The sequence below is a fragment of the Flavobacterium sp. CSZ genome (assembly GCF_015350725.1).
Classification (GTDB): Bacteria; Bacteroidota; Bacteroidia; order Flavobacteriales; family Flavobacteriaceae; genus Flavobacterium.
Map to the genome: position 1 here is coordinate 105,308 of NZ_JADKPQ010000014.1, position 25,755 is coordinate 131,062.

General features: G+C 34.1%; 22 protein-coding genes. 17 read left to right on the forward strand and 5 right to left on the reverse strand.

What is annotated here, in order from left to right; genetic code table 11:
* The first annotated feature begins 136 nt into the window (after positions 1 to 136).
* From IRZ78_RS16695 to IRZ78_RS16735, 9 genes are all read left to right on the forward strand, one after another.
* Complete coding sequence (locus IRZ78_RS16695; RefSeq protein WP_173970658.1) at positions 137 to 907, forward strand: 3'-5' exonuclease; 771 nt, start codon at positions 137 to 139, stop codon at positions 905 to 907.
* A 92-nt stretch (positions 908 to 999) separates the two neighbouring features.
* Positions 1,000 to 1,611: a fumarylacetoacetate hydrolase family protein gene (locus IRZ78_RS16700; RefSeq protein WP_194617622.1), complete on the forward strand. Its 612-nt coding sequence runs from the start codon at positions 1,000 to 1,002 to the stop codon at positions 1,609 to 1,611.
* On the forward strand, positions 1,611 to 1,955 hold the full coding sequence (locus IRZ78_RS16705; RefSeq protein ID WP_194617623.1) for an Hpt domain-containing protein: 345 nt from the start codon (positions 1,611 to 1,613) through the stop codon (positions 1,953 to 1,955). The genes IRZ78_RS16700 and IRZ78_RS16705 overlap by 1 nt, the downstream gene beginning before the upstream one ends.
* 218 nt (positions 1,956 to 2,173) lie before the next feature.
* Positions 2,174 to 3,427 (forward strand): CinA family nicotinamide mononucleotide deamidase-related protein, encoded by a 1,254-nt coding sequence (locus IRZ78_RS16710; protein ID WP_194617624.1) that lies wholly within the window; start codon positions 2,174 to 2,176, stop codon positions 3,425 to 3,427.
* A gap of 71 nt (positions 3,428 to 3,498) precedes the next feature.
* Positions 3,499 to 3,735 carry a 50S ribosomal protein L28 gene (rpmB, locus tag IRZ78_RS16715; RefSeq protein ID WP_008468080.1) on the forward strand — a complete coding sequence of 79 codons (237 nt, stop codon included), beginning with the start codon at positions 3,499 to 3,501 and terminating at the stop codon, positions 3,733 to 3,735.
* Positions 3,736 to 3,762: 27 nt separating this feature from the next.
* Entirely contained in the window at positions 3,763 to 3,945 is a 183-nt protein-coding gene (gene rpmG / locus IRZ78_RS16720) for a 50S ribosomal protein L33 (protein WP_008253902.1), read from the forward strand.
* Positions 3,946 to 4,019: 74 nt separating this feature from the next.
* Positions 4,020 to 4,172 carry a DUF4295 domain-containing protein gene (locus IRZ78_RS16725; RefSeq protein ID WP_072961632.1) on the forward strand — a complete coding sequence of 51 codons (153 nt, stop codon included), beginning with the start codon at positions 4,020 to 4,022 and terminating at the stop codon, positions 4,170 to 4,172.
* A gap of 263 nt (positions 4,173 to 4,435) precedes the next feature.
* Entirely contained in the window at positions 4,436 to 5,389 is a 954-nt protein-coding gene (gene ftsY / locus IRZ78_RS16730; protein WP_194617625.1) for a signal recognition particle-docking protein FtsY, read from the forward strand.
* Positions 5,390 to 5,646: 257 nt separating this feature from the next.
* A complete protein-coding gene (locus IRZ78_RS16735) occupies positions 5,647 to 6,243 on the forward strand; it encodes a zinc-dependent metalloprotease family protein (protein WP_194617626.1) in 597 nt (198 codons plus the stop codon).
* Between the two features lie 15 nt (positions 6,244 to 6,258).
* On the opposite strand, the gene IRZ78_RS16740 is transcribed toward IRZ78_RS16735, so the two are convergent.
* On the reverse strand, positions 6,259 to 6,420 hold the full coding sequence (locus IRZ78_RS16740; protein ID WP_194617627.1) for a hypothetical protein: 162 nt from the start codon (positions 6,418 to 6,420) through the stop codon (positions 6,259 to 6,261).
* A 746-nt stretch (positions 6,421 to 7,166) separates the two neighbouring features.
* Here IRZ78_RS16740 and IRZ78_RS16745 point away from each other — a divergent pair.
* Genes IRZ78_RS16745 through IRZ78_RS16755 form a run of 3 tightly spaced genes read left to right on the forward strand, consistent with a single transcriptional unit; the run spans position 7,167 to position 8,387 of the window.
* Positions 7,167 to 7,607: a hypothetical protein gene (locus tag IRZ78_RS16745; protein ID WP_194617628.1), complete on the forward strand. Its 441-nt coding sequence runs from the start codon at positions 7,167 to 7,169 to the stop codon at positions 7,605 to 7,607.
* Positions 7,588 to 7,881, forward strand: a complete 294-nt coding sequence (locus IRZ78_RS16750; protein ID WP_194617629.1) for a DUF721 domain-containing protein — start codon at positions 7,588 to 7,590, stop codon at positions 7,879 to 7,881. The genes IRZ78_RS16745 and IRZ78_RS16750 overlap by 20 nt, the downstream gene beginning before the upstream one ends.
* A gap of 32 nt (positions 7,882 to 7,913) precedes the next feature.
* Positions 7,914 to 8,387 carry a hypothetical protein gene (locus tag IRZ78_RS16755; RefSeq protein ID WP_194617630.1) on the forward strand — a complete coding sequence of 158 codons (474 nt, stop codon included), beginning with the start codon at positions 7,914 to 7,916 and terminating at the stop codon, positions 8,385 to 8,387.
* 86 nt (positions 8,388 to 8,473) lie between these two features.
* Here IRZ78_RS16755 and IRZ78_RS16760 read toward each other — a convergent pair whose 3' ends face one another.
* From IRZ78_RS16760 to bshC, 3 genes are all read right to left on the reverse strand, one after another.
* Entirely contained in the window at positions 8,474 to 8,893 is a 420-nt protein-coding gene (locus IRZ78_RS16760) for a nucleoside-diphosphate kinase (protein ID WP_194617631.1), read from the reverse strand.
* Between the two features lie 212 nt (positions 8,894 to 9,105).
* Positions 9,106 to 10,377, reverse strand: a complete 1,272-nt coding sequence (locus IRZ78_RS16765) for a DUF5009 domain-containing protein (RefSeq protein ID WP_194617632.1) — start codon at positions 10,375 to 10,377, stop codon at positions 9,106 to 9,108.
* Between the two features lie 199 nt (positions 10,378 to 10,576).
* Positions 10,577 to 12,166 (reverse strand): bacillithiol biosynthesis cysteine-adding enzyme BshC, encoded by a 1,590-nt coding sequence (gene bshC, locus IRZ78_RS16770; RefSeq protein ID WP_194617633.1) that lies wholly within the window; start codon positions 12,164 to 12,166, stop codon positions 10,577 to 10,579.
* A gap of 269 nt (positions 12,167 to 12,435) precedes the next feature.
* On the opposite strand from bshC, the gene IRZ78_RS16775 reads away from it, so the two are divergent.
* The 4 genes from IRZ78_RS16775 to IRZ78_RS16790 all read left to right on the forward strand — a co-directional run bounded on the left by IRZ78_RS16775 (position 12,436) and on the right by IRZ78_RS16790 (position 16,130).
* Complete coding sequence (locus IRZ78_RS16775) at positions 12,436 to 13,713, forward strand: MFS transporter (RefSeq protein ID WP_194617634.1); 1,278 nt, start codon at positions 12,436 to 12,438, stop codon at positions 13,711 to 13,713.
* A 106-nt stretch (positions 13,714 to 13,819) separates the two neighbouring features.
* A complete protein-coding gene (locus IRZ78_RS16780; RefSeq protein ID WP_026984867.1) occupies positions 13,820 to 14,074 on the forward strand; it encodes an autorepressor SdpR family transcription factor in 255 nt (84 codons plus the stop codon).
* Positions 14,075 to 14,076: 2 nt separating this feature from the next.
* Entirely contained in the window at positions 14,077 to 14,739 is a 663-nt protein-coding gene (locus IRZ78_RS16785) for an SdpI family protein (protein WP_194617635.1), read from the forward strand.
* 26 nt (positions 14,740 to 14,765) lie between these two features.
* Positions 14,766 to 16,130 (forward strand): alpha/beta fold hydrolase, encoded by a 1,365-nt coding sequence (locus IRZ78_RS16790; RefSeq protein ID WP_194617636.1) that lies wholly within the window; start codon positions 14,766 to 14,768, stop codon positions 16,128 to 16,130.
* Between the two features lie 54 nt (positions 16,131 to 16,184).
* Here IRZ78_RS16790 and IRZ78_RS16795 read toward each other — a convergent pair whose 3' ends face one another.
* Complete coding sequence (locus IRZ78_RS16795; protein WP_194617637.1) at positions 16,185 to 23,414, reverse strand: T9SS type B sorting domain-containing protein; 7,230 nt, start codon at positions 23,412 to 23,414, stop codon at positions 16,185 to 16,187.
* 124 nt (positions 23,415 to 23,538) lie between these two features.
* Here IRZ78_RS16795 and IRZ78_RS16800 point away from each other — a divergent pair, with 124 nt between their 5' ends.
* The gene (locus IRZ78_RS16800) at positions 23,539 to 25,755 is read left to right on the forward strand and encodes a B12-binding domain-containing radical SAM protein (RefSeq protein WP_194617638.1); all 2,217 of its coding nucleotides are present in this window, start codon (positions 23,539 to 23,541) and stop codon (positions 25,753 to 25,755) included.

Sequence of the window (25,755 nt, forward strand, 5' to 3'; positions counted from 1 at the left end):
TGAGTGAAGCCTTTGTTTGAGAACGAATTTAAAAGTTAAAATCACTAAAATGACCTCATTTTTGTTTAAAAAAATCAAGAATAAAAGAGGAAATTCGGCTTTAAAAATTACATTTGTAATCTTATAAAATTTAAAAATGGAACTGAAACTCAACAAACCAATTTGCTTTTTTGATCTTGAAACAACCGGAATTGATATCGGTAAAGATCGAATTGTAGAAATTTCGATATTCAAAGTTTTTCCAAACGGAAATAAAGAAAGTAAAACCTGGTTAGTGAATCCTACGATTCCAATTCCGCCGCAAACCACCGCCGTTCATGGTATTACTGATGAAAAAGTAGCCAATGAACCTACTTTTAATGAGTTGGCACCGCAAATTCATAATATGATTAAGGATAGTGATCTGGGCGGTTTTAATTCAGATCGTTTTGATATTCCGTTATTGGCAGAAGAATTGCTTCGTGCCGGAGTCGATTTTGATATGAAAAATAAAGTGTCAGTAGATGTGCAGACTATCTTTCATAAAATGGAAGAACGTACTCTAAGTGCTGCATTGAAATTTTATTGTGGAAAAAGCCTTGAAAATGCCCATTCTGCAGAAGCAGATACTATGGCAACTTACGAAATCCTAAAAGCGCAATTAGATCGTTACCCAGAATTGGAGAATGATATGAAATCATTGTCTGAATTCACTACCCGTAAAAAAATCGCTGATTTCGCAGGAATGATTGCTTTTGATAAAGACAACGAGGAAATTTTTACCTTCGGAAAACACAAAGGCGCCAAAGTCGATAAAATCCTTGAAACCGAACCAGGATATTTCAGCTGGATTCAAAACGCTGATTTTCCATTGTATACCAAAAAGGTTTTAACAGCAATTAAATTAAGAAAGTTAAATACGAAATAAGGGTCTAAGTTGCTAAGGTTCTAAGATGCTAAGTTTTTTGCATCGTTTCTTAGAGTCTTGGCAACTTAGTGGCTTAGTAACTTATAAAAGAAATGAAAATAATCTGTATCGGTAGAAATTATACCAATCATATTGAGGAACTAAAAAACGAGCGGCCATCAGAACCGGTGGTTTTTATGAAACCGGATTCGGCAGTTTTGTTAAAGCAGCATCCGTTTGTAATTCCCGAATTTTCTGAAGAGATTCATCACGAAATAGAGATAATTGTTAAAATTAACAAAGTAGGAAAGTACATCGAACCTAAGTTTGCTCACAAATACTATGATGAGATAAGTGTAGGTATTGATTTTACTGCCAGGGATTTACAGGATAAATTGAAAGCGAAAGGATTGCCTTGGGAGAAAGCAAAAGCATTTGACGGCTCTGCAGTGATTGGAGACTTTTTACCAAAAACCGATTTTATTTCGATGGAAAATCTTACATTTGAGTTAACGAACAATTCTAAAACGGTTCAAAAAGGGAATACAAGCTTCATGCTTTGGAAAATTGATGAGCTTGTTTCGTATGTATCGCAGTTTTTTACCTTAAAAATTGGTGATATCATTTTTACAGGAACTCCTGAAGGTGTCGCTTCGGTGAAACCCAATGATGTTTTAGAAGGCTTTTTAGAAGATAAAAAATTATTCAGAATACAAGTAAAATAATGGCTTTAAAATACAACCTTTCGAAAGTGTATGCGCTTTCAGACAACGATCCTGAATTTGTAAACGAAATTCTTAAATTATTTGTTACCGAAGTTCCGGAGGATTTAAAACAAATCAAAGAAGGGATCAAGAAAAAAGATCATAAATACGCGTATTCGTATGCGCACAAAATAAAACCAACATTAGATTTAATGGGTTTAAATGTTGCTTTTGAAGAAATATTGCAAGTCGAGGCCTGGACAAAAGCCGAAGGCAAGAAAAAAGAAATTATCGAAACTTTTAAAAGTATAAAAGTGCAGGTAAAAGATGCAATTAAAGAAATTAAGAAAGATTTCGATTTGTAAAATCTGGGCGTGCCCCTGTTTTTGCCCTTTTTTAATTTAAGGCAAAAACAGGGTCGGGTTATTCGCTATATCTTTTGTTCCAGAAATCTTTTGCTTAAAAAGGGCGTCTCTTTTGTCATAAAAGAATGCCGCTACTACCCCTCACGCAAAATTGTTGCGACAACAACCTACTTTATAATAATGACTTACACTTAAGTAAGCGAAAATATTCCACAGCTATGAAAGCAACTATCATTACTATTGGAGACGAAATTTTAATAGGTCAGATTGTAGATACAAATTCAGGTTTTATCGCCAAATCACTTGACCGAATCGGTGTTGAAGTTCATGAAATGATTTCGATAAGCGATGATAAAAAACACATTTTAGACACCTTTGCGCAACTGCAAAACAAAGTCGACGTTGTGATTGTAACAGGAGGTTTAGGGCCAACGAAAGATGATGTTACCAAAAAAACATTCTGCGATTATTTTGATGATGAGTTGGTAGTGAACCCCGAAGTTCTGGCTCACGTAACCGAATTGATTGAAGGTTTTTACAAACGACCAATTTCGCAATTAAATAAAGATCAGGCTTTAGTTCCGTCAAAATGTACCGTTTTACACAATAAAATGGGAACTGCACCGGGAATGTGGATGAAGAAAGAAGATACAGTGTTTATTTCGCTTCCGGGAGTTCCTTACGAAATGAAATATTTAGTCGAAGAAGAAATAATTCCTAAAATTGTCCGCGAATACAAACGCCCGTATATTATTCATAAAACTATTTTAACCTACGGTCAGGGCGAGAGTCTAGTGGCAGAACGTATCGAACATTGGGAAAATAATTTGCCTGAATTCATCAAGTTAGCTTATTTGCCAAATCCGGGAAGAGTACGCCTGCGTTTGTCGGCCAGGGGAACCAATAAAGAATTGTTGGAAGCGGCGATAGAAGAAAATGTAAAATCATTAGATGCTATCATTCGTGATATTATTGTGGGTTATGAAGAAAATGAAACGATAGAGTCTGTAGTTGGTAAAATACTAACGAAACAAAATAAAACCATTGCAACTGCCGAAAGCTTTACGGGAGGAAAAATTGCTTCTGTTTTATCAGCTGTTCCCGGAGCTTCTAACTACTTTAAGGGTAGTGTAGTTTCGTACGCAACAGAGGCGAAGGTTAATGTTCTCAGTGTCTCACAGGATTTAGTCGATCAATTTTCGGTAGTTAGCGCAGAGGTTGCCTCGGCTATGGCTTTGAATGTGAAAGAGATACTTAAAACAGACTATGCAATTGCCACAACCGGGAACGCCGGACCGACAAAAGGAGACTCTGATGCTGAAATTGGAGCTGTTTTTATCGCTTTGGCTACTCCAGATGGTATAATTGTCGAAGAATTTAATTTTGGCCAACCACGTGAAAAAGTGATAGATAGAGCCGTGATTAAGAGTTTAGAAATATTACAGAAAGAAATTTTAAAAAATGTGCTATAATTTTTTGTTTCAATCGTTTATTTTTCTTTTCTTTGCACCCTGATTTTGAATAACGATAAAAGATAAGTATAATGTCAAGAGTTTGTGACCTTACAGGTAAAAGAGCGATGGTAGGAAATAACGTTTCTCACGCTATGAACAAAACTAAGAGAAAATTTTCTGTAAACTTAGTTAAAAAGCGTTTTTATCTTCCAGAAGAAGATAGATGGATTACTCTTAGAGTAGCAGCATCTACGATAAAAACAATTAATAAAAATGGAATCACTGCTGTTTTGAAAAAAGCACAGTCAGAAGGATTTATCAAATAATCTTTTCCTAAATAAATATATAGCAAGATGGCAAAGAAAGGTAATAGAATCCAGGTAATTTTAGAATGTACTGAGCACAAGACTTCTGGTGTTCCAGGAACTTCTAGATACATTACAACTAAGAACAAAAAAAATACTCCAGACAGATTAGAGATTAAGAAATTTAATCCAATCTTGAAACGCGTAACTGTTCACAAAGAAATTAAGTAATAATTAGAGATTTTTGTAAATCTCAATGGTTTTGCCATTAGAGTTTTATAAAAGCTTCAAATAACATTTGAATCATGGCAAAGAAAACCGTAGCATCGTTACAAACAGCTTCTAAGAGATTATCAAAAGCCATCAAAATGGTGAAATCTCCTAAAACTGGTGCATATACATTCGTAGAATCTATTATGGCTCCTGAAGAAGTTGATACTTTCTTGAAAAAGAAATAATAACAATTACAGTATATAGAAAAGCTACTTTCATTCGGAAGTAGCTTTTTTATTTTTTATATTTGTCTAAAATTTTATAGAAATATAACAATTGGCTTTTTTTTAAGCAATAATTCCCGTTATCCTCTCTATCTTTACTATCCGTTTTGGCGGAAATAAAAGTATAAATGCTGTCGGGACTAAAACAATTGGTCTTCTGTAAATATTAGGATTATTAGATTGTCAAAAAATCGTATAGTCTAAAAAACTAACAACCTATAAAAATGAGTTTTTTTAAAAAATTATTCTCTACTGATAAAAAAGAGACTTTAGACAAAGGTCTTGAAAAATCAAAAACTACTTTTTTCTCAAAGTTAAGCAAAGCCGTTGCTGGAAAATCTAAAGTCGATGACGACGTTCTGGATGATCTGGAAGAAATTCTTGTCGCTTCTGATGTTGGTGTGAATACAACCCTGAAGGTAATTTCAAGAATCGAAAAACGCGTTGCTGAAGATAAATATTTAGGTACAGATGAATTGAACCAGATTCTTCGTGAAGAAATTGGTGCTTTACTATCTGAAACTAATACTGGAGAAGCTACCGAATTCGAAATCCCAAAAGATAAAAAACCATACGTTTTAATGGTTGTTGGAGTAAACGGAGTAGGTAAAACAACTACAATTGGTAAACTGGCTTATCAGTTTAAAAAAGCAGGTTATAAAGTTGTTTTAGGTGCTGCAGATACTTTTCGTGCTGCTGCTATCGACCAATTGCAGGTTTGGGCAGATCGTGTAGATGTGCCTATTGTGAGACAAAATATGGGAAGCGATCCTGCTTCTGTAGCTTTTGATACTTTACAATCTGCTGTAGCTCAAAATGCCGATGTGGTTATTATTGATACTGCCGGACGTTTGCATAACAAAATCAATTTGATGAACGAGCTTACCAAAGTAAAACGTGTAATGCAAAAAGTGGTTGCTGATGCGCCTCATGATGTATTATTGGTTTTAGATGGTTCTACAGGTCAAAATGCTTTTGAGCAAGCGAAACAGTTTACTGCTGCAACTGAAGTAACTTCGCTTGCTGTAACTAAACTTGATGGAACTGCAAAAGGTGGTGTTGTAATTGGTATTTCTGACCAGTTTAAGATTCCTGTAAAATATATTGGTGTTGGTGAAGGAATTGAAGATTTACAAGTCTTTAATAAATATGAATTCGTTGACAGTTTCTTTAAATAATTTATAATGAGTTTTTCTTCTTTTAAAAATGTAACACCTCTTACTTTTTATTTTGGGAGTGTTATTTGTTTTGTACTGGCAAATGTATTGCGAGACAAAATTTCGACTTTTTACTATATATTACTTGTATTAGGTATAGCTTTCTTTTTTATGGGAGTCTTAAAAAGATTGCGTACGAAGTAATTTTTTTTGTTTTACTATGAAATCATAAATAAAACAGATTAAATTAAAATAACAGTATTTAATTCTTCTTTCTAATGAAGTATCGTTTTCTTATTTTACTTTGTAGCTTTATTTCTTGTACAAATGCAAGGAAGGAAAATGAGTTTAAAAAAAGTAAAGTAATTGTTATACAGCCTTTAGGTGATTTTAAAACAGAACAATCTCAATTGGTGTTTACCGAAATTAAAACCATAAACCTCAATGTGGTTTTAAGGCCAAATATTTCCTTTCCTGAAAATTCATATTACAAACCCAGAAACAGATATCGCGCTGATAGTATTATAAAAAGTATTAAAGATAATATTGGCAAAGATTCTTTGATTGTTGGATTATCCAATCATGATATCAGTACAACATATAAAGGAGTTAAAGATTGGGGTGTTATGGGTTTGGGTTACCGCCCCGGTAAATCTTGCGTAGTTTCGGATTTTAGAATGTCAGGGAAAAATAGAAATCAACAATTTTACAAAGTAGTTTTGCATGAATTGGGTCATACCGAGGGGCTGCCTCATTGTGAAACGAAGACCTGTCTGATGAGAGATGCTGAAGGTGGGAATCATTTGGATGAAGAAAAGGAGTTCTGTGAGAAGTGCAAAAGCTTTCTGGTAAAAAAGGGCTGGAATTTAATCTAAAACAAAGCGTTTTTTTTATTTAAGTTCCCATTTTGTTCCGTCTGCAAATACAACGTAGTAGGCTCTTGCTGCTATAATGGTGTAGGTATCTGTCGAAAAATCTTCCCATATTTTAGATTCTACTTTTTTGGATTTTAGTAGGATATCGGTTTGTCCTCTAGCAATTCCTTTTGCCAAAGAAAATTGGCCACTTGCCGGTTTGTCAAATGCATTTTCGCAGTACCATTCAAATTTAATGGCTTTGATGTTTTTTCTTGTGGTGTTTTTTCTAGGTTAGCTTAATGTCTTTATGGTCAGAATATTGATTGTTAAGCAATGTGGCTGAAATAAGTTTGACTGGTGAATTCTTGGTTTTTTGTATGTCTAAAAAGTTATGTTTTACGGAATCTATTATTTTTTCTTCTGTATTTTCTCCTGTATTTTTAATACTATTATTTTCCTGGATAATAGATTCAGGTTTATTACTTTTTTTATTTGTGCATGAAAGTAAATTAGGATAATAAATGCTAGTATTATTTTTTTTATTTTAGTTGTTGTGTGGCTGGTAGAATATTTGTTATTAAGGGTTTAGGAGAAGAAAAGATTAAATATTTTTGCCGTAAAATTGCGATATATTAAAATTTATTATAGCCCTTAAAGGTTGAATTTTAAGCAGAATAAGTTTTTTGTAAAAGAGATTTTTATCACTGATAATCTTGTAAAAATTAAGAGATAAATATTTTATTTGAATTTTATAAAGTTAACTTTGTATCACAGAATTTTCTTTTGAAAAAGGATGCCCTAGCCCTGATGGGAGCGGCATCCTTTTTCTGGCTTCTTTAGGCAGCAAAAGATATAGCGGACAGCAGGAAATAGCTCCTAATTCAGCTATTGGACTTCAGGACGCTGACACTGGCAATTATTTAATTTTAATAAATTATAGTATGAAAAACACTTTTATGATTTTGGTTTTATCGCTTTTGCTGGTAAGCTGTAAACAAGAAATTAAACCTGCAGATATTGCAAAATTAAACGGTTATTGGGAAATAGAAAAAGTCGTTTTTGATAAGGGTGAAGAGAAGGATTATAAAATGAATGAAAGTTTTGATTATTTTGATATCAAAAATAGTAAAGGAATTAGAAAGAAGGTAATGCCGCAACTTGATGGAACCTTTTTGACAAGTGATTCTTTTGAAAATGTTTCGGTTCGATTTAAGGAAGATCAGGTTTTTCTGGATTATAAAACAGATTACGCAAAATGGAGTGAGGAACTGGTTTTGATTACAGATGAGAAATTGGTGGTAAAAAATAAAGAGAAAAAAGAATATCATTATAAAAAAGCAGGACCGATAAATTTATTAGACGATGGCAAAAAGACTAAATAATCAAACAATTGGGGCTGTTTTGCAACAGATTATCCAGGTGAATAAACTAGGTCCGGGAATGGATCAGATTGATGTAAAAGAGGCGTGGAGACAGTTGATGGGGAATGGTGTAAACACGTATACCAGAAATGTTGTGCTGAAAGGAAGTACTTTGTATGTAGAACTGGCTTCGGCCGTGTTGCGGGAAGAATTAAGCCATGGAAAAACTAAAATCGTAAAAATGATCAACGAAGAGTTAGGACGTGAAGTGGTGAAGGATGTGATTTTGAGATAGATTAGTTTTTGAGTTGATAATGAAGTTTTGTTATGATTAGTATAAAATCTAAATTTAAATTTTGGCCAATTTTGTTAGTTTCTTATTTAACAATATTACCACTGATAGTAGTTTATTTTTCGGCAATGTCTCCAGTGGCAGGTATGTTTTTACCAATTATATTTTTATTATTTATTGTATTTTTTTGGCTCACAGTTTTTAGAACCAGAGCGTTTAAGGTTGAAATTGAAAATGATGGTATAATCATAAAACGTTATTTTGGAGCTGGAAAATCTATAAGTTATGATTTTAATGCATTAGATGGTTTTATAACATTAATTGAATCGGCAAGAGGAGGAGTTTACGAATCTCTTTTTATTCTCAAAGATGGTAAAAGAATTGGTAGTATTTCTAGCTTTTATCACAGTAATTTTGACGAGCTAAAGTCGGTCTTGAATAAAAAACTTACGGATTTAGGAGAGAGAGAACCTGCTTTTATAAAGGAAAGTATTGAACTATTTAAGTAAAGGATATAAAAAAACCTGTTTCAAATTTGAAACAGGTTTTTTTGTATTTGTAAACTGTCACTGATAACTGTGACTGTAAACTTATATTAGAATTGCTCTCTTCCAGCAAAGTGAAATGCACCTTCGATTGTAGCGTTTTCGTCGCTATCAGAACCGTGAACTGCATTTTCTCCAATAGAAGTTGCGTATGCTTTACGAATAGTTCCTTCAGCAGCTTCAGCAGGATTTGTAGCTCCAATTAAAGTTCTGAAATCTTCTACTGCGTTGTCTTTTTCTAAAATTGCAGCAACAATTGGTCCGCGAGACATGAATTCAACTAATTCTCCGTAGAAAGGTCTTTCTGAGTGAACTGCGTAAAATGCTTTAGCATCAGCTACAGTTAGTTGAGTTAATTTTAATGAAACGATTTTGAAACCTCCGTTAGTAATCATTGCTAAGATATTACCGATGTGTCCGTTTTGAACTGCATCTGGCTTAATCATTGTAAAAGTTCTATTAGTTGCCATTTTATATTTTATTAAATTTTGTGCAAAAGTATACTTTTTTTATGAATTGATTTTAATTAATTCGTAATTAAAACACGTTAGAATGATGTTTTGAGTAGTAAATGATATTTTAAAACTATATATGTAGAAATGTACTGCTGTGCACCAAACACAAAAAACATGTAATAATAAAAAAAGACTATGTGTGTGTCTCTACATATACGGTGAAAAAATTACACTTTGAATATTAATTTGTTTTTGTAGAATATCCACAAGATAAACGTCCAAATCCCAACATACACCAAAGCTCCGGCTAAAGAAGCGGTCATAGGATTACTGAAAAATGGGGCAATCCCGAATGTGTATAAATAACTTAAAAGATTGATTTTTTCTGAAGGATTATGAGGGTTTTGAAACTCGATCATTACTAAAGCCTGAGGGATAATTTGCGAGGTAAAGAAAACAATCATTGGATTTACGCCCCATATTAAGAATGGTTTGAAACCTTTTTTATAGTTAGCAATATCAATTGTGTAATATAGGAGGGTTAAAACTACTGTTGCTAATCCTGTGGTATATAGAACGTAGCTGCTTGTCCATAGTGATTTGTTTATTGGAAAAATGATATCCCAAATTAAGCCAAAAAAGATAAGTATTGTACCGATGATACCCATTTTTTGCGCTTTTTGAATTTTGATTACTTCAGTTTGTAAAATTTGTCCAATCAATAAACCGATAATTCCGTTTACAATTGACGGAATAGTGCTTAAAATACCCTCCGGATCCCAGATTACGGTTCCGCGATACATATGACCTTTGAGTAAAACACTGTCAAGCCAAGAGGCTAAATTGGTTCCTTTGTCAAGATTTGCTTCGCCAATTCCGGGAACGGGAATTAAGGCCATTGTTGCCCAATATCCTAATAATAAAACGATTCCGGTTATGATTTGAGTTTTTTGAGATGTTTTTAAATACAAAAGAGAAACTACAAAATATACAATTGCAATGCGCTGTAAAACTCCCGGAAGTCGTACGTCGTGATACGCTTCGATACCGCTATAAGCAAGAAACAGATAGATAAACAGAATTGAAAAGGCTAAAATGTTTTTGACCTTTGAGCTGAAACTCCCCATTAAGGCATAACCAACGGCAATGGTAATAGCAAGACGGCCAATAAGAAGCGGAATCCCTTCAAGTCCGAATAATTGGATTTTTCCGAAAAAGTTGAAGAAAATCCCCAAACATAGCATTCGCAAAGAGCGAACTAAAATTTTGTTGAAAGTAGTGCCGTCATAAAATTTATCCGGCATTGCAAGTGGAACGGCAACTCCCATGATAAAAATAAAAAACGGAAAAACTAAATCGGTTGGGGTGCAGCCGTGCCATTCGGCGTGTAATAATGGCGGATAGACATTGCCCCAGTCTCCGGGGTTGTTTACAATTGTCATCAATAAAATAGTGAGTCCACGAAAGACATCTAGCGAAATTAAGCGTTCTTTTACCATTGGGTTTGGGTAAATTGGTTAGTTAATAATTTTAAAAATCGCTATTTGGTTTGAAATAATAATCTTGAGAAGATAGGTGGTTATTTGGTTCTCAGAAATTATTACTTTATTATTTTCTTAGCCACGAATTACACGAATTATTTTTTGCCTTTTGACCCTATAAATTAGGGCAAATTAGTGTAATTCGCGGTGAACTTTTTTATATTGTTATAATGTTAAAATTCGTTTCTAATGGTTTTAATTTTTGAATTAAAAGCGGAATCAACTGTTCGCCTTTTTCCAGATAAAATTCTGAGAAATTAGTATGGCGTTCCTGTAAACTTTGATTAGGGAACAATTCGAATTGTAAATCTGTTACACGTTGCAATTCGTTGTCTAATTTTCGTTTTTGGGCTTTTAATAATCTTTTTTCAAGATTATCCAATCCTTTCTTTTGCTTCACTTCCTGCGCTTTTACAGCTCCCGTAAATGATTTGTCGGTTTGCTGTGCGAGTTCATAAAGATATTCAAATTGTTTTTCTAATATTTCTTTTTGAGGTGTTAAATCAATAGGAAAAGCAGATAATTTGTGAGTAATGGCATTTATCAGATGCTCGGGTTTTGTAAAAAGATCTGCCCAGCTCAAACCTAAGTTATCCGCTTTTTTGGCTTGTTTTTCTGTAGATAAAACTACAGAGTTACGAACCAAAAGCATTGGGAAAGTAATGTTTACCGCTTCGAAAAATGATTTTAATTCCAGCCAATAAGCAATTTCCCCGCCTCCGCCAATGTAGCATAAATTAGGTAAAATGATTTCCTGATATAACGGACGCATGATCACATTTGGACTGAATTTCTCTGGATTGCTTTCTAATAATTTTAAAATTTCATCCGTAGAAAATGAGATTTTAGTGTTGTTGACAAGGTATTTATCATTCTCGAAAATAATTCGTTCGCGTAAATCATCTTCGATATAAAATAAATTGATTTCACGAGGATTAACCTGAACACTATATTCTTTTAGTTGATCGATAGTTTCCTGAACTGCTTTAAATGACCTTTGCTCCAATAGTTCTTCCTTGATATACGGAATAAAAGCTTGTTTTAAATTCGCATCATCGGCATCTAAAATCACCAAACCATAATTAGCAAATAAACTATTGGCTAAAAAACGAGTAGCATCGGCTAGGTTTTCGTGTTTTAAATACGCTTCTTCAAATACTTTTTTCAGAACACTGGCATTGGTGCTTGATCCTAATTCTTTAGAATAAATTTCGAAAAATTCAGCTAAACCTTCTGTTGAAAGTCTGCCAACAGGACCCGCGCTTTCTTTGTTCCATCGGAATTTTTTCCCTTTAAAATTAAAATAGTTGATCTCTTCAAAATCATGATCTTCAGTTGCCATCCAATAAACGGGTACAAAATTATTCGATGGATATCTTAACTTTAATTCCTTGGTAATATTAATCGTCGAGATGATTTTATACAAGAAATACAGCGGACCGCTAAATAAATTTAGCTGATGTCCTGTTGTAATGGTATACGTATTTTGAAGCCCTAAAAGCTCGATATTTTGTTTTGTCGAATCAGAGATTTCGATATGCTGGTATTGCTTTTTTAAAGTTTCAACCAAAGGAATTCGGTTGTTGTTATCAAAGTTTGCGGCTTTTTCGGCAATTTGTTTTTCGAAGTTTTCTAAAGTAGGGAAGTTGTTGTACAGCGCTTGTAATTCTGATTTTTGATCTAAATAATCTTGCATCAATTTAGAGAAATATCCTGAAGTTTGATAGCTGATACAGTCGGTTGGCATAATTTTAAATTTATTTTTGACAGCTGTAAATTTAATGAAAATATGCAGTGAAAAACAGTTTTAACGATAGCTTATGATTTGATTTTTAAATTTTATTTTAAAGCTCCTATAATCAAGTTTTTAATGTTGACTTATTTGATGATTAAAATAAAATGAAAATTAGGTAAAGTTGTTAAAAATACGTGATCATTTAAAAGTATTTATTCTAAAGCTGAATTATTAGTAGCGAAATTCTATTTTTGTAATTAAAAAAGATATATCTACTTTACATGGAAACTAACCCGAAAAAGAAGAACTCATTAAAACACGTTCTTTTTGGTTCCCTGATTGGAACTACAATTGAATTTTTTGATTTTTATATTTATGCCAATGCCGCAGTATTGGTTTTCCCGCAATTATTTTTTCCTGGTTCTAATTCGACTATCGCGACTCTCGAATCTTTAGCTACTTTTTCAATAGCTTTTTTATCACGTCCTTTAGGCTCGGCTTTTTTTGGACATTACGGAGATAAAATTGGACGTAAATTTACTTTAGTTGCCGCTTTATTAACGATGGGTATTTCGACGGTGACTATTGGATTTTTACCAAGTTATGCCAGTATTGGTGTTGCTGCACCGTTATTATTAATGCTGTGTCGATTTGGACAAGGTGTAGGTTTAGGAGGCGAGTGGGGAGGAGCTGTTTTACTGGCTATAGAAAATGCGCCGCCAAATAAACGTGCGTGGTACGGAATGTTTCCGCAATTGGGCGCTCCAATAGGATTATTGCTTTCAGGAGGAACTTTCTTATTGTTAACTGATTCGATGAGTAATGAAGATTTTATGGATTATGGATGGAGAATTCCGTTTATTGCCAGTTCACTTTTGGTAGTAATAGGGTTTTATATCCGAACAAAAATAACTGAAACACCTTCTTTCGAAAATTCTAAAAAAGAACAGGAAGAAGTTAAAGTTCCTTTTTTAACACTTGTAAAATCGTATAAAAATCAATTGATTTTTGGAACCTTTGCTGCTGTTACCACTTTCTTGGTTTTTTATTTAATGACTGTTTTTACGTTGAGTTGGGCCACTTCAGATTTAGGAATTGTTAAGCGAGACGGATTGTTAATACAATTATTTTCGGTATTGTTTTTTGCCATTTTTATTCCGGTTTCGGCTGTAGTGGCTGATAAAATTGGCCGTCGTAAAATGCTAATTATAGCTACAGTGGCTATTGCGATCTTCGGATTTTTCTTCTCATACTTTTTAAGCTCAGGAAATATTGTTTTAGTGACCACTTTTGCCTGTATCGGGATGGCTTTAATGGGATTTACTTATGGGCCTTTGGGAACTTTTTTATCAGAGTTGTTTCCAACAAATGTGCGTTATTCCGGCGCGTCTTTAACTTTTAATATGGCAGGAATTCTTGGTGCTGCTTTTGCACCCATGATAGCAATTTGGCTGGCCTCTACTTATAGTGTGAGCTACGTAGGTTTGTATTTAACCATTGCGGCATGTATCTCTTTGTTTGCCTTTTTGGTCATTAGCAAAGAGGAACATAAGTTTTAAAAATTTCCATTTAAAATAAATTTTATAAAGAGGCTGTAATTTAAAATTAGAGCCTTTTTTTTGCTAATTAAAAAAGTATTTAGATATTTGTCTAAATATATAAATGATGAATGATATTTTTAAAGCATTAAACGATGCGACCCGAAGGGAAATTCTGGAACTATTAAAAGAGAAAGATTTGTCTGCCGGAGAAATTGCTGATGCGTTTAATATTTCAAAACCCAGTATTTCGCATCATTTGGATATCTTGAAACGTGCGGATTTAATTACTTCTGAAAAAAACGGGCAATTCATCATTTACTCCATCAATACCACCATAATGGAAGATGTTTTGCAATGGATACTAACCTTTAAAAAATAAAAATGAATTTAGAACTGAAAAAAGAACTTCCAATAATTGGAATTGTTTTGACACCCTTTGTGTATTTAGCTATTATTTGGGACAGCCTTCCTCAGCGAGTTCCAATACATTGGAATTATAAGGGAGAAATTGATAATTGGGGCGACAAGTTTTCGCTTATTTTGATATTGTTCCTTTTGCCGGTTTTGATGTATGTTTTGATGACTTTTATTCCTAAAATAGATCCTAAAAAAAGAATTTCTTTAATGGGAGGTAAATTCTATCAGCTCAAGTTCTTTTTGGTACTGTTCATGTCTGTAGTGGCATTATTAATTCTTTATACAACTAAGGAACGCTCTGTAAATAATCCTAATTTAGTTTTTGCACTATTGGGAGTGCTATTAATGATTTTTGGGAATTATTTTAAAGTAATTCAACCTAATTATTTTATAGGAATACGTACGCCATGGACATTGGAAAATAGTGAAGTATGGAAAGCTACTCATGCATTCGCAGGTAAGATTTGGCTTATTGGAGGCTTCGTTTTAGTGTTAGCAGGATTAGTTCTCAACAATGCATTTCGTAATGTATTTGTTTCTATCATTCTAATTTTGGCATTATTTCCAATAGTTTATTCTTTTATAAAATTCAAACAAATACAAAAAAGGGATCATCAATCAAATTAGTTTACTTACACAATCAATCAAAGCAAATGACAAAAAATATACTTATTTTAATAACAGTTTTAAGCTCTTTTATAATGAGAGGACAAGAGATTTCAGGAAAGTGGAATGGTGTTTTAAAAGTACAGGGCACTCAATTAAGAGTATCATTTAATGTGAATAAAACAGAAAATGGTTATAAAGCAACAATGGATAGTCCGGATCAGAAAGTGACTGGGATTCCTTTAGAAAAAACAACTTTTGAGAATTCAATTTTAAAATTAGAAATACCAAGTGCTCAGATTTCTTATCTCGGCACATTAAATAAAGACAATATTATTGTAGGTACTTTTACGCAAGGCGGGCAATCTTTTGAGATGAATTTATCCAAAGAAGAAATTCAAAAACAAGTATTTGCCAGACCACAAGAGCCGCAAAAACCTTTTCCGTATTATACCGAAGAAGTGAAATTTGTGAATAAAACAGATCATGTGACTTTAGCCGGAACTTTGTCTTTGCCTAAAAAAGAAGGTAATTTTCCAGCTGTGATTTTAATTACCGGAAGTGGTAAACAAAATAGAGATGAAGAAATGCTAAGACATAAACCATTTTTAGTCTTATCTGATTATTTGACTAAAAAAGGAATAGCTATTTTACGTTTTGATGATCGTGGTGCGGGTGAATCTACTGGAGATTATACAAAAGCATCAACAATCGATTTTACGAGAGATGTTCAGGCTGGAGTTGATTATTTAAAAACCAGAAAAGAAATTAATAAAAGCAAAATAGGATTAATAGGTCATAGTGAGGGAGGAGTAATCGCTCCAATCATTGCAGGAAATTCAAAAGATATTGACTTTATCGTTTTATTAGCCGCGCCGGGTCTTCGCGGAGATAAATTGTTGTTATTACAAAAAGAAATACTTGAAAGACAATTTGGAGTTCCTGAAAATGATATTCACAAAGGACAGGGAATTTTTAAAGGAGCTTATGAAATTGTTTTGGCTTCTGCTGCAAATGATGAAAAGTTAAAAATCAATTTAAGTAATTACGCTCAATCAAAACTTGATGATAAAACTGCAAAATCATTTACAGAACAAATCACAAATGTGTGGTGGTACAATTTTTTAAGAATTGATCCGGCAATAGCTTTAGCAAAAGTCAAATGCCCTGTTTTAGCTCTTAATGGCAGCAAAGATTTACAAGTTCCTGCAACTGTTAATCTGGAAGCGATTAAAAAAGCTTTGATTAAGGCAGGGAATAAAAATGTTACAATCAAAGAACTTCCTGATTTAAATCATTTGTTTCAGGAATGTAAAACAGGTTCTCCTATGGAATATGATACCATTGAGCAGACATTTTCTCCCATAGCTTTAGAAGAAATATCCAATTGGCTTTTAGTACAAACAAAATAAGATATATAAGTTCTCAATAAAAAATAACCGCAAAATTTACTTTGCGGTTATTTTTTATCGTTTAAGGCTAAAATGTCCTCTATATTCTTTTCCGTTTAATCTTGTCACAGTAAACCAATAATCTGAGGCAGGTTCATTTGTACCGAGGTAAGTTCCGTCCCAGGAAGTATTAAGATTTAGTTCCTTGATGAATTTTCCGTAGCGATCAAATATTCGAATTGTTGTATTAGGTTTCAAATAAGCGAAGTCTATTGTCCAGTTATCATTATAACCATCGTTATTTGGCGTAAAGAATTTAGGAAAAGGTAATTCGTCCACATAATTAATACAATCTCCTTGAGTTGCTTCCAGAATATTTATTGTAATTGGAATTCTGTCGCTTTCGCAATTCCTTATCGTTTGTGAGGCATAGTAAGTGATTCCGTTTTCAAGAGCTGCTGATTCAGACAACGTGGTATTCGAAGATGTACTTTGATACCATTTTATATTCTGCCCTGTAATGTTGATGCTTTTTATTGAAGCATTTTGTTGTACGCAGAATGTTTGTGGTGAGTCAGCAATGGGATTTTGAGTATCCTGAATTTTTACTGTTACGGCAAATCTTTTACTTTCACAATTGTTTAATGTTTGTGTAGCGTAATAGATGCCATTTTGTAATAAAGTGGTTTCTGGTAAAATGTTGCCATTTGTTGCAGCGTCATACCATTTTAAAGATAATCCAGCTATATTAAGATTCTCGATTGTAGCAATTTCATCAATACAAAACTCTTGATTATTATTTCCAATTGGTAGAGGAGTGTCATGAACCTGAACTAGAATTGGAGTTCTGTCACTTTCGCATCCAATGGTTTGTGAAACATAATACGTTTTATTGTTTTCTAATACAGTTGTATTGCTTAAAACGCCAGTTGAGAAACTAGTATCATACCATTTTGTGTTTTGTCCTGTTATTTGAATGTCATTTAATGTTGCATTCTCGCTTTTGCAAAACTCTAGATTTCCATTTGCAGTTGGAGCAGCTGGAGTGTTTGTAAATGAAATTGTAACTCCCAATCTAGGACCTTCACAATTATTTTCTGTTGGAGAAGCGTAGTAAGTTTTTCCATTTTCGAGATTTGCGGTTTCTGCTAATAATGAACCATTGGTTAATGCATCATACCATTTTATTGACGTTCCCGTAATTTGAATGTTCGCTAAAGTTGGATTTTGTCCTGTACAAAATGTCTGATTTGCATCGCCGGAAGGAGTATGCGTATCTTGAATTTTTATGGACACAGAAACTCTTTCACTTTCACATCCATTTATAGTCTGAGAAGCATAATAAGTCTTAGTGTCTTGAAGCAAAGTTGTATTGGATAAAAGAGACCCCTTTGTTAATGCGTCATACCATTTTATGCTTTGCCCTGTGATAATAATTGAATTTAGCGTTGCATTTTGTTGAATACAGAATGTTTGGGGGCTGGCTAAAGCAGGCTTTAGAGTAAAATTTGTAAAAGGATTGATTGTAACTGTGGTTGCATTTGAAATACAACCGTTATTATTTTTGACCTTAATAGAATAGGTTTTAGGGTCAAGATTTGATTTCATTGCAGTTGTAGTCCAGCTAACACCATTATCGAAACTATATTCTGGTGCAGCATCGGTAATTGTAATAGCACCTTTAAGATTATTGCAGTCTGGTTGGGAAATTATAAATGCAGGATTGCTCGGATAATCCGTTGGAGTATTAATGGTTGTAGGTAATGAAGCAGACTCGCAGCCAATACTATTTTTAACACGAACCATATAGGTTCCCGCTATTAAATTTCCGGAATTAGGATTGGATGAATAATTTTTACCATTGTCAAAACTATATTGATCAGCTGTACTTGTAATTAAAATCGAGCCAAATGGATTGCTGCAAGTAATAGGCTGGGTAACATTTAAGGTTGGAGTTGAAGGAGCATTTGGCGGTACATTGATGGTTGCTTTGTACGCAATCGATTGGCAGCCATTTGTGTATTTTATTCGGATAAAATAACTTCCGGGAGATAAATTGGCAGTATTGCTGGTATCCCATGTAAGACCATCGTCAAAACTATATAGATTTGCAACCGTAGAAACCATAATGCTGCCTAAGGCAGAACTACAGCCCAGTGGGTTTGTGACTACCATTTGCGGTGCTTCAGGAATTACAGGTGCAGCTTGTATAGTGACCGGTGCAGCCAGGGAAATACAACCCGAATTATATTTAATCATCAAATTGTAAGTTCCTGCAGAAAGATTAGATTTTGTATTGGATGCCCCAAACGTGATTCCGTTATCAAAACTATAAAAATCGGCAGCAGTATTAATTGAAATTGACCCTGTAAAATTGGTGCAATTGGGTTGAGTCGCTGTAAAGGAAGGAGCTGAAAGCGCTGATAATGATGAAATCGTAACTGGAGCAGCATCTGAAACGCAACCCGATAAATTTTTAATCTTTATGAAATAAACACCTGGCGAAAGATCTGTTTTTGTATTAGAAAAAACGTAGGTTAATCCGTTGTCATAGCTATAAGTTGCTGCATTTGTTGTAATAGTAATAGAACCTTTTGATGAGCTGCAACTTGGCTGAGTAGTAGTAAAATCTGGAGCTGCGATTGTAGTGCCAGAACTCAAATTGACAACAGTGGTTGCTGATTCACAACTATATGAATTTGTTTTGATTTTAATAATATATGTACCAGCGCCTACATTTATTTTCGTAGGACTTGTTGTCCAACTGTTTCCATCATTGAAACTATAACTTATGGCCGATGTTGTTATGGTTATACTTCCATCAGTGGCACCACAGGAAGAAGGTTGAACTATATTTACAGCGGGTGCAGCAGGAATTGAGGGAGGAGTATTTATATAGATATAATTGCCTGAAGACGTACAGCCAAGAGTGTTTTTTATTACTACAGTGTATGAGCCGCCAGCTAAATTTTTCTTTACAGGATTTGTAGTCCAGGTTATTCCGTTATCAAAACTATATTGGTCTGCAGCAGAATTTACTATTATAGATCCAGTAGGAGTACTGCATGTGGGTTGAATAGTAGATACATTTGGCGATGAAAGGTAATATTTGTTTATGTAGACATATTGTGCATTTGATTTACAACCTGCTGCATTTTTAATAAGGATATTATAAGACGAACTCGCAGGATTTAATAAAATTGGATTTGTAGTCCAGGTATTGCCCCCATCAAAACTATAATTGGCAGCAGGAGTTGTAACGGTTATACTTCCTCCATTTCCGCAGCTTGGCTGTACTACTTTTATATTTGGATCGGGAAGATAATAAGGATTGATGAATATTGACAAATTATTAGATTTACAACCCGTTGCATTTTTTATCATGATGTTGTAATAACCAGAATTAAGTCCTGAAAGAACGGGGTTAGTTGTCCAAGTATTGCCATAATCAAAGCTATAAGAACTTGCAACTGTTGCAATAGTAATACTTCCGTTGATACCACAGGTTGGTTGGATTAATGTAAAATCCGGATTAGGTAAATAATACTGTTGTAGGTAAGCGTATGTACCGTACGGGTAAGATGTGCACCCAGAAGCATTTTTTACTAATAAATTATAAGAGTTTGGACTTAGGTTAGTAAATACAGGATTACTACTCCAGGTTGTACCTCCATTTATACTGTATTGTACTCCAGTTGAAGTAAAGGTTATGCTTCCGCCAACTCCACAAGTAGGTTGTGTTGTTTTAAAAGTGGGAACTGGAAGATAGAATTCTTGAAGTGATACAGAGTTTGAGTTAGAAATACAACCTTGAGCATTTTTGATCATTGGGTAATAATATCCTGCTGAAAGGTTCGAAAAAACAGGATTTGTCACCCAATTGTTACCGTCAATACTATAAAAGCTTGCAGTAGTATTAATTTTAATACTGCCCTTTGTTCCACATCCTGGCTGAACGATAGTTAAATTGGGCTGTGCTAATTTCGAGGAATCCATATAAATCGAAATGTAATTGGATATACAATTATCTTTTTTTATCATTAAATAGTAGGATCCCTGACTTAAATTATTAAAAACATTACTTGTACTCCAGTTTGTACCATAATCGATACTGTAATAATCTGCAGTTGTGTTGAATGTAATATTGCCAATATTTCCACAACTTGGATTGGTGACTGTATAATCTGGATCAGGAAGCCTTGCGTTGTTAATTGATACACTTACAGAGTTAGAAACACACCCTAAATTGTTTTTTACTGAAATGTTGTAATATCCATAAGAAGTAAGATTTGATAAGGTAGGAGAAGTTCCCCAAGTGTAGCCTCCATCAAAACTATAGAAACTGGCAGCTGTATTTATTGTAATGCTGCCCGAGGATGTACAAGTGGGCTGAACAACTGTATAATCGGGTATATCTATATTTGGATTATTTAAATAAATAGTATTTGGATAAGACATACATCCGAGATTATTTTTTATAATTACGGTATAAATACCAGGAGGTAATGATTTAGAATTAAGAGTTGTCCAGGTTGTACCATTGTCAAAGCTATAAAAATCGGATAATGAGTTGACTGTGATTTTTCCGTTTACACCACAAGTTGGCTGTTCCTGGGTAATAATTGGCGAATTCAAATAAGGCTGAGATAAATAAACATAAGCAGCAGCGCTGATACATCCCGCACTGTTTTTTATTTTTATTTGATAGGTTCCGAAAGGTAAAATTTTAACATTATTACTAGTCCACGTTGTACCATTATCAAAACTATAGGAATCTCCTATTGTAGTAATAGTAATACTGCCATCTGTTCCGCAAACAGGTTGTTCGGATGTATACTGAGGATAGGAATTTTCGTAATTATTTAAATAAGCATAAGTATAGAAAGAAGTACAACCTAAAGCATTTTTAATTCCTAAAGAATAGCTTCCTGCATTTAAATTACTCATTGTATTGTTTGTAACCCACGTAGTTCCTCCATCAAAAGTGTAAAAATCCGAAAGAGTATCAATGCTAATACTTCCTTTTGCAGTACAAGCAGGTGATACAGTTGTATAAGTTGGGGTTTCTAGCGTATTACTGCTAATAAGTACATTGTTTGCTGACGAAATACAACCTTGTAAATCTTTGGTACGAATTTTATAATTTGCAGGTAAAAGATTGTTAGCGGTAGAGTTATTTCCCCAGGTATTACCATCATCAAAACTATAGTATGCAGCTGGAGTTGTAATGGTAATACTGCCGGTATCTCCGCAAAATAAAGGATTGGTATAAGTATAATTTGGATACAAAGTAGAAGCAGCTGTAATAATTACACTTTGAGAATAGGAGGTGCATCCATTTACGGTCTTTATTTTTACTTGATAAGTTCCGGGATATAAATTACTCTTCGTGTTGCTTGCACCCCAGGTATTACCATCATCAAAACTATATTGTAATGCCGCCGAGGTTATTTTTATTGTTCCTGTGGAGACAAAACAAGAAGGTTGTGTAATCTGTAAGATAGGAGAAACTGCAGTTTGGCTTGGTTCGATAGTAACACTTGCATTGCTGGTGCATCCAAAAGAATCTGTGACAGTAACAGAATAATCTCCTAACGAAGTTACCGCAATACTTTTTGTAGTTCCACCAGTACTCCATAAATAAGAAGCTCCTGGAGAAGCAGTTAATACAGTGCTTCCGGAACAAACATTTAGGATACCTGTAATATTTGCAGTGGGATTTCTTACCTCTAGATTTGCAGAAATTATTTTATAACAAATCGCATCCCTGCTCACCCTGACAAAAATAGAAGCACTTGAACTTGGATAACTTGTAAAATTGCTGATAGCATTTAAGTTGGAATCTGCCTCGTTGTAATTTTTGAAATAACTAAAATTTAAACCTGCTGTAGAAGCAACCACTAAAGAATTTAATGTAGACAAATCAAAATTTTCACTCCCGTCACGGTTTGCATCACATTGAGATATTTTGGCGGTCGTTACATTAATGTTACAACTTGAAGAGCAATTCAAAAAAGAAATATCCCAGCCAGGATTTGCATCTGGATCTATGGCAGAATTAAATGTGGTTCCTGTGCATGAAGTTCCAGAAATGTCATAATCTATTTGTACGCCTACATTATAATTAGCATTTGTAATATTGGGAAAATCACTGGTTTTTAATGTAAAGCAAAATTTTTTATTTGTTGTGTCTAAACTTGAAGTAGTTGAGATACTGTAAACTGACACGTTATTGCTGTTGTAAACATTTAAAGTGATTTTTTTTACTGAGGCAGAAATTCCTCCAGAATTAGGAATAGTATAACTGCCGCAAACTGAAATCGGCAAAGTTGGACAAACTTTATACAAAGGATCTAGTTCTATAGAGCCTTGCAGATTTTCTGCGGAATGTAGGGTACAAACATCATCAATATACATATACCCGAAATGCCCACCCAATCCACATCTTGAAGCCATAAATTCAACGGTAAATTCTTCATTATTAGGAATTGATGAAATGTCCAATAATCCTGATTGCCAATTGGTAGTATATAAAGTAACAAAATCAGAAGTTTGGCTTGGAACCTTGCTGAAAATGCAATTTTTTTCATCTCCTACCAAACAAAATTCACTAACAACTGCCTTGTTTTTATCTAAAATCCGTGCTTTTACAAAAGCTTGATTATCGGTATGACTATTGTCATATACACTTTGTAATACCGCTTTGTAGTTAAATTTTAGATAATTTTCATTATTTGTTTTATACCTTTTGCCCTGAACAATAGAGCCATAAGTGGAGGAGTTCTCATAATTAATTTTAAGAGCATATTGATCAAATGCTTTAATGTCTCCTATATATGGGTCAACCAAATTGGCAGAAACACCGGTTGCCATAATGTTCATATTATTTGGATTATAGCGATTGATGTATGAGTCGGCAGTATTGCTGATCGATTGGCATTGCGTAGGTCCGGGAGGATCACCAATTGTGCAAAGAAAATTCTTAAGATAGCTGTTTCCGTTTATAGTTTCATATTGCTCAAAACCTCCGTTAGTACACATTTCTACTCCTTTAAGAGTAACGGCTGTTTTTGAAGTCAAATTTCCATCTTTTGAATTTAAAATTACTTTTTTTAAATTCAGCATTTCTGCCTTCATCTTTTCTTCCCTAATTTTCAAAAATTGTTTTTGTTGTTCCAAATTTTGAATGAGATGGCCATTTTTATCTTCTAATAAAAAATTATTGGACGAATTAGGATTAATTTCTTGGGCAAAAACACAATTACATTTGATAAAAACAACAAATAAGAGTAAAATTTTTTTCATATAGGATATTTAGCTACGAAGCAAATGTAATTAAATATCTACAAAATGAAACTAAAATCACAAGTTGAATCTTTTCCTGAAAAGTCTCTAAATATCCCGTATTTTTGCAAAAAATAATGTTGCCTTGAAAACCAAACTTTTTGTCATTACCCCTCCTTTTACACAACTGAATACTCCGTATCCGGCGACAGCGTATATAAAAGGATTTCTCAATACAAAAAATATCGAATCGGTTCAGGCTGATTTGGGTATTGATGTGATTTTAGAATTGTTTTCGAAAACGGGTTTGATTGATTTGTTTGAAGTTTCAGGTTTCAGGTTTGAAGGATTGAATCAAGAAACCTCTGATAATTCCAAACGTATTTTTGCTTTACAGGATGAATACATCAAAACTATTGATGCTGTCATTCAGTTTTTACAGGGGAAAAACCCAACATTAGCCTTGCAAATCTGTCAGGAAGATTTTCTGCCGGAAGCTTCTCGTTTTGCGCAATTGGAAGAACTCGATTGGGCTTTTGGGACAATGGGAACTCAGGATAAAGCAAAACATTTAGCCACTTTATATCTTGAGGATATATCCGATTATATTGTCGAATGTGTCGATGAAAATTTTGGCTTTAGCCGATATGCTGAACGTTTAGGGCGAAGCGCCAATTCGTTTGATGAATTGTACGAAGCTTTACAGCAACAACCAACTTATATAGACACGATTTTAATTTCGATTTTAAAAGCTAAAATAGAAACGATTCAGCCTACATTTTTTCTGATTTCGGTTCCCTTTCCGGGGAATTTATATAGTGCTTTCAGATGTGCACAATGGATTAAACAACATCATCCCGAAATTAAAATTTCGATGGGTGGCGGTTTCCCAAATACCGAATTGCGTTCCCTTTCCGATGCACGTGTTTTTGAGTTTTTCGATTTTATTACCTTAGATGATGGAGAAGTTCCAATAGAAGAACTTGTTGAAAATTTGTCATCCCGAACGGAGTCGAGGGACGAGAAGCGGTACAAGAGAACTTTTCTCCTAGAAGACGGAAAAGTAGTTTACAAAAACAATTCCTTAAAGCACGATTACAAACAAGCTTACGTAGGAACTCCCGATTATTCTGATTTGCCTTTGGATAAATACATTTCGGTAATCGAAATTGTAAATCCAATGCACAGAATGTGGAGCGACGGACGTTGGAATAAGCTCACCATGGCGCATGGTTGCTACTGGGGGAAATGTACTTTCTGTGACATATCGTTAGATTATATCAAAGTTTACGAACCTGTTGCTGCCAATTTGTTGTGTGATCGAATGGAAGATATGATGCTTCAAACAGGTCAAAACGGATTTCATTTTGTTGATGAAGCTGCGCCGCCCGCTTTGATGCGTGCTTTGGCTTTGGAAATTTTGCGACGAAAATTAGCCGTAACCTGGTGGACTAATATTCGATTCGAGAAAAGCTTTTCTAAAGATTTATGTTTATTACTAAAGGCTTCCGGGTGTATAGCTGTTTCCGGTGGTTTAGAAGTAGCGTCTGACCGATTATTAAAATTAATCGACAAAGGTGTAACGGTGGAACAAGTAGCAAAAGTGACCCGAAATTTTACCGAAGCCGGAATCATGGTTCATGCCTATTTAATGTACGGATACCCAACACAAACCATTCAGGAAACAGTGGATAGTCTCGAAATGGTGCGTCAATTGTTTGAAGCAGGAATTCTGCAATCCGGATTTTGGCATCAGTTTGCCATGACGGCTCATAGCCCGGTTGGATTATATCCGGAGAAATTTGGCGTAACAAAAAAGACCGAGGCAATTGGAACTTTCGCCAATAACGATATCGATTATACAGATTCTACAGGAATCAATCATGATAAATTTAGTTTTGGATTAAAGAAATCGCTCTTTAATTTCATGCACGGAATCTGCTTTGACTACGAATTGCAGGATTGGTTCGATTTTAAAATCCCAAAAACAAAAATAGATCCCGATTTTATTTTTAATGCGTTGGAAGAAGGAAATGATTTTAATACAAAACCAAATGCAAAAGTCGTTTGGTTAGGAGGAAAGCCTTTTACAGAACATTTTACAAAATCGAAAAAAGGAAGATCCTGGGAAATGATGACTTTTACTTTTCATGATAAAAAAGAAAGTTTCAACATTCAGACTAATAAAGAAGAAGGTAAATGGCTGGTCGAAATTTTAACCAAAATTGCAATTTCAAATGCTAAAAATTACACTTTTCAGGAAGTAAAAGCTGATTTTGAAACGAGTTTAGAAGATTTCGAATTGTTTTGGTATTCAAAACCTATCAATACATTACGTGAATTTGGTTTGCTGGTTTTATAG

Excerpts from the sequence above, each read along its gene's own strand:
- rpmG (WP_008253902.1), top strand. The coding sequence starts at position 3,763 with ATGGCAAAGAAAGGTAATAGAATCCAGGTAATTTTAGAATGTACTGAG.
- rpmB (WP_008468080.1), top strand. The coding sequence starts at position 3,499 with ATGTCAAGAGTTTGTGACCTTACAGGTAAAAGAGCGATGGTAGGAAAT.
- IRZ78_RS16775 (WP_194617634.1), top strand. The coding sequence starts at position 12,436 with ATGGAAACTAACCCGAAAAAGAAGAACTCATTAAAACACGTTCTTTTT.
- IRZ78_RS16790 (WP_194617636.1), top strand. The coding sequence starts at position 14,766 with ATGACAAAAAATATACTTATTTTAATAACAGTTTTAAGCTCTTTTATA.
- bshC (WP_194617633.1), bottom strand. The coding sequence starts at position 12,166 with ATGCCAACCGACTGTATCAGCTATCAAACTTCAGGATATTTCTCTAAA.
- IRZ78_RS16785 (WP_194617635.1), top strand. The coding sequence starts at position 14,077 with ATGAATTTAGAACTGAAAAAAGAACTTCCAATAATTGGAATTGTTTTG.
- IRZ78_RS16755 (WP_194617630.1), top strand. The coding sequence starts at position 7,914 with ATGATTAGTATAAAATCTAAATTTAAATTTTGGCCAATTTTGTTAGTT.
- IRZ78_RS16700 (WP_194617622.1), top strand. The coding sequence starts at position 1,000 with ATGAAAATAATCTGTATCGGTAGAAATTATACCAATCATATTGAGGAA.
- IRZ78_RS16725 (WP_072961632.1), top strand. The coding sequence starts at position 4,020 with ATGGCAAAGAAAACCGTAGCATCGTTACAAACAGCTTCTAAGAGATTA.
- IRZ78_RS16780 (WP_026984867.1), top strand. The coding sequence starts at position 13,820 with ATGAATGATATTTTTAAAGCATTAAACGATGCGACCCGAAGGGAAATT.
- IRZ78_RS16695 (WP_173970658.1), top strand. The coding sequence starts at position 137 with ATGGAACTGAAACTCAACAAACCAATTTGCTTTTTTGATCTTGAAACA.
- ftsY (WP_194617625.1), top strand. The coding sequence starts at position 4,436 with ATGAGTTTTTTTAAAAAATTATTCTCTACTGATAAAAAAGAGACTTTA.
- IRZ78_RS16760 (WP_194617631.1), bottom strand. The coding sequence starts at position 8,893 with ATGGCAACTAATAGAACTTTTACAATGATTAAGCCAGATGCAGTTCAA.
- IRZ78_RS16710 (WP_194617624.1), top strand. The coding sequence starts at position 2,174 with ATGAAAGCAACTATCATTACTATTGGAGACGAAATTTTAATAGGTCAG.
- IRZ78_RS16795 (WP_194617637.1), bottom strand. The coding sequence starts at position 23,414 with ATGAAAAAAATTTTACTCTTATTTGTTGTTTTTATCAAATGTAATTGT.
- IRZ78_RS16705 (WP_194617623.1), top strand. The coding sequence starts at position 1,611 with ATGGCTTTAAAATACAACCTTTCGAAAGTGTATGCGCTTTCAGACAAC.
- IRZ78_RS16735 (WP_194617626.1), top strand. The coding sequence starts at position 5,647 with ATGAAGTATCGTTTTCTTATTTTACTTTGTAGCTTTATTTCTTGTACA.
- IRZ78_RS16750 (WP_194617629.1), top strand. The coding sequence starts at position 7,588 with ATGGCAAAAAGACTAAATAATCAAACAATTGGGGCTGTTTTGCAACAG.
- IRZ78_RS16765 (WP_194617632.1), bottom strand. The coding sequence starts at position 10,377 with ATGGTAAAAGAACGCTTAATTTCGCTAGATGTCTTTCGTGGACTCACT.
- IRZ78_RS16745 (WP_194617628.1), top strand. The coding sequence starts at position 7,167 with ATGAAAAACACTTTTATGATTTTGGTTTTATCGCTTTTGCTGGTAAGC.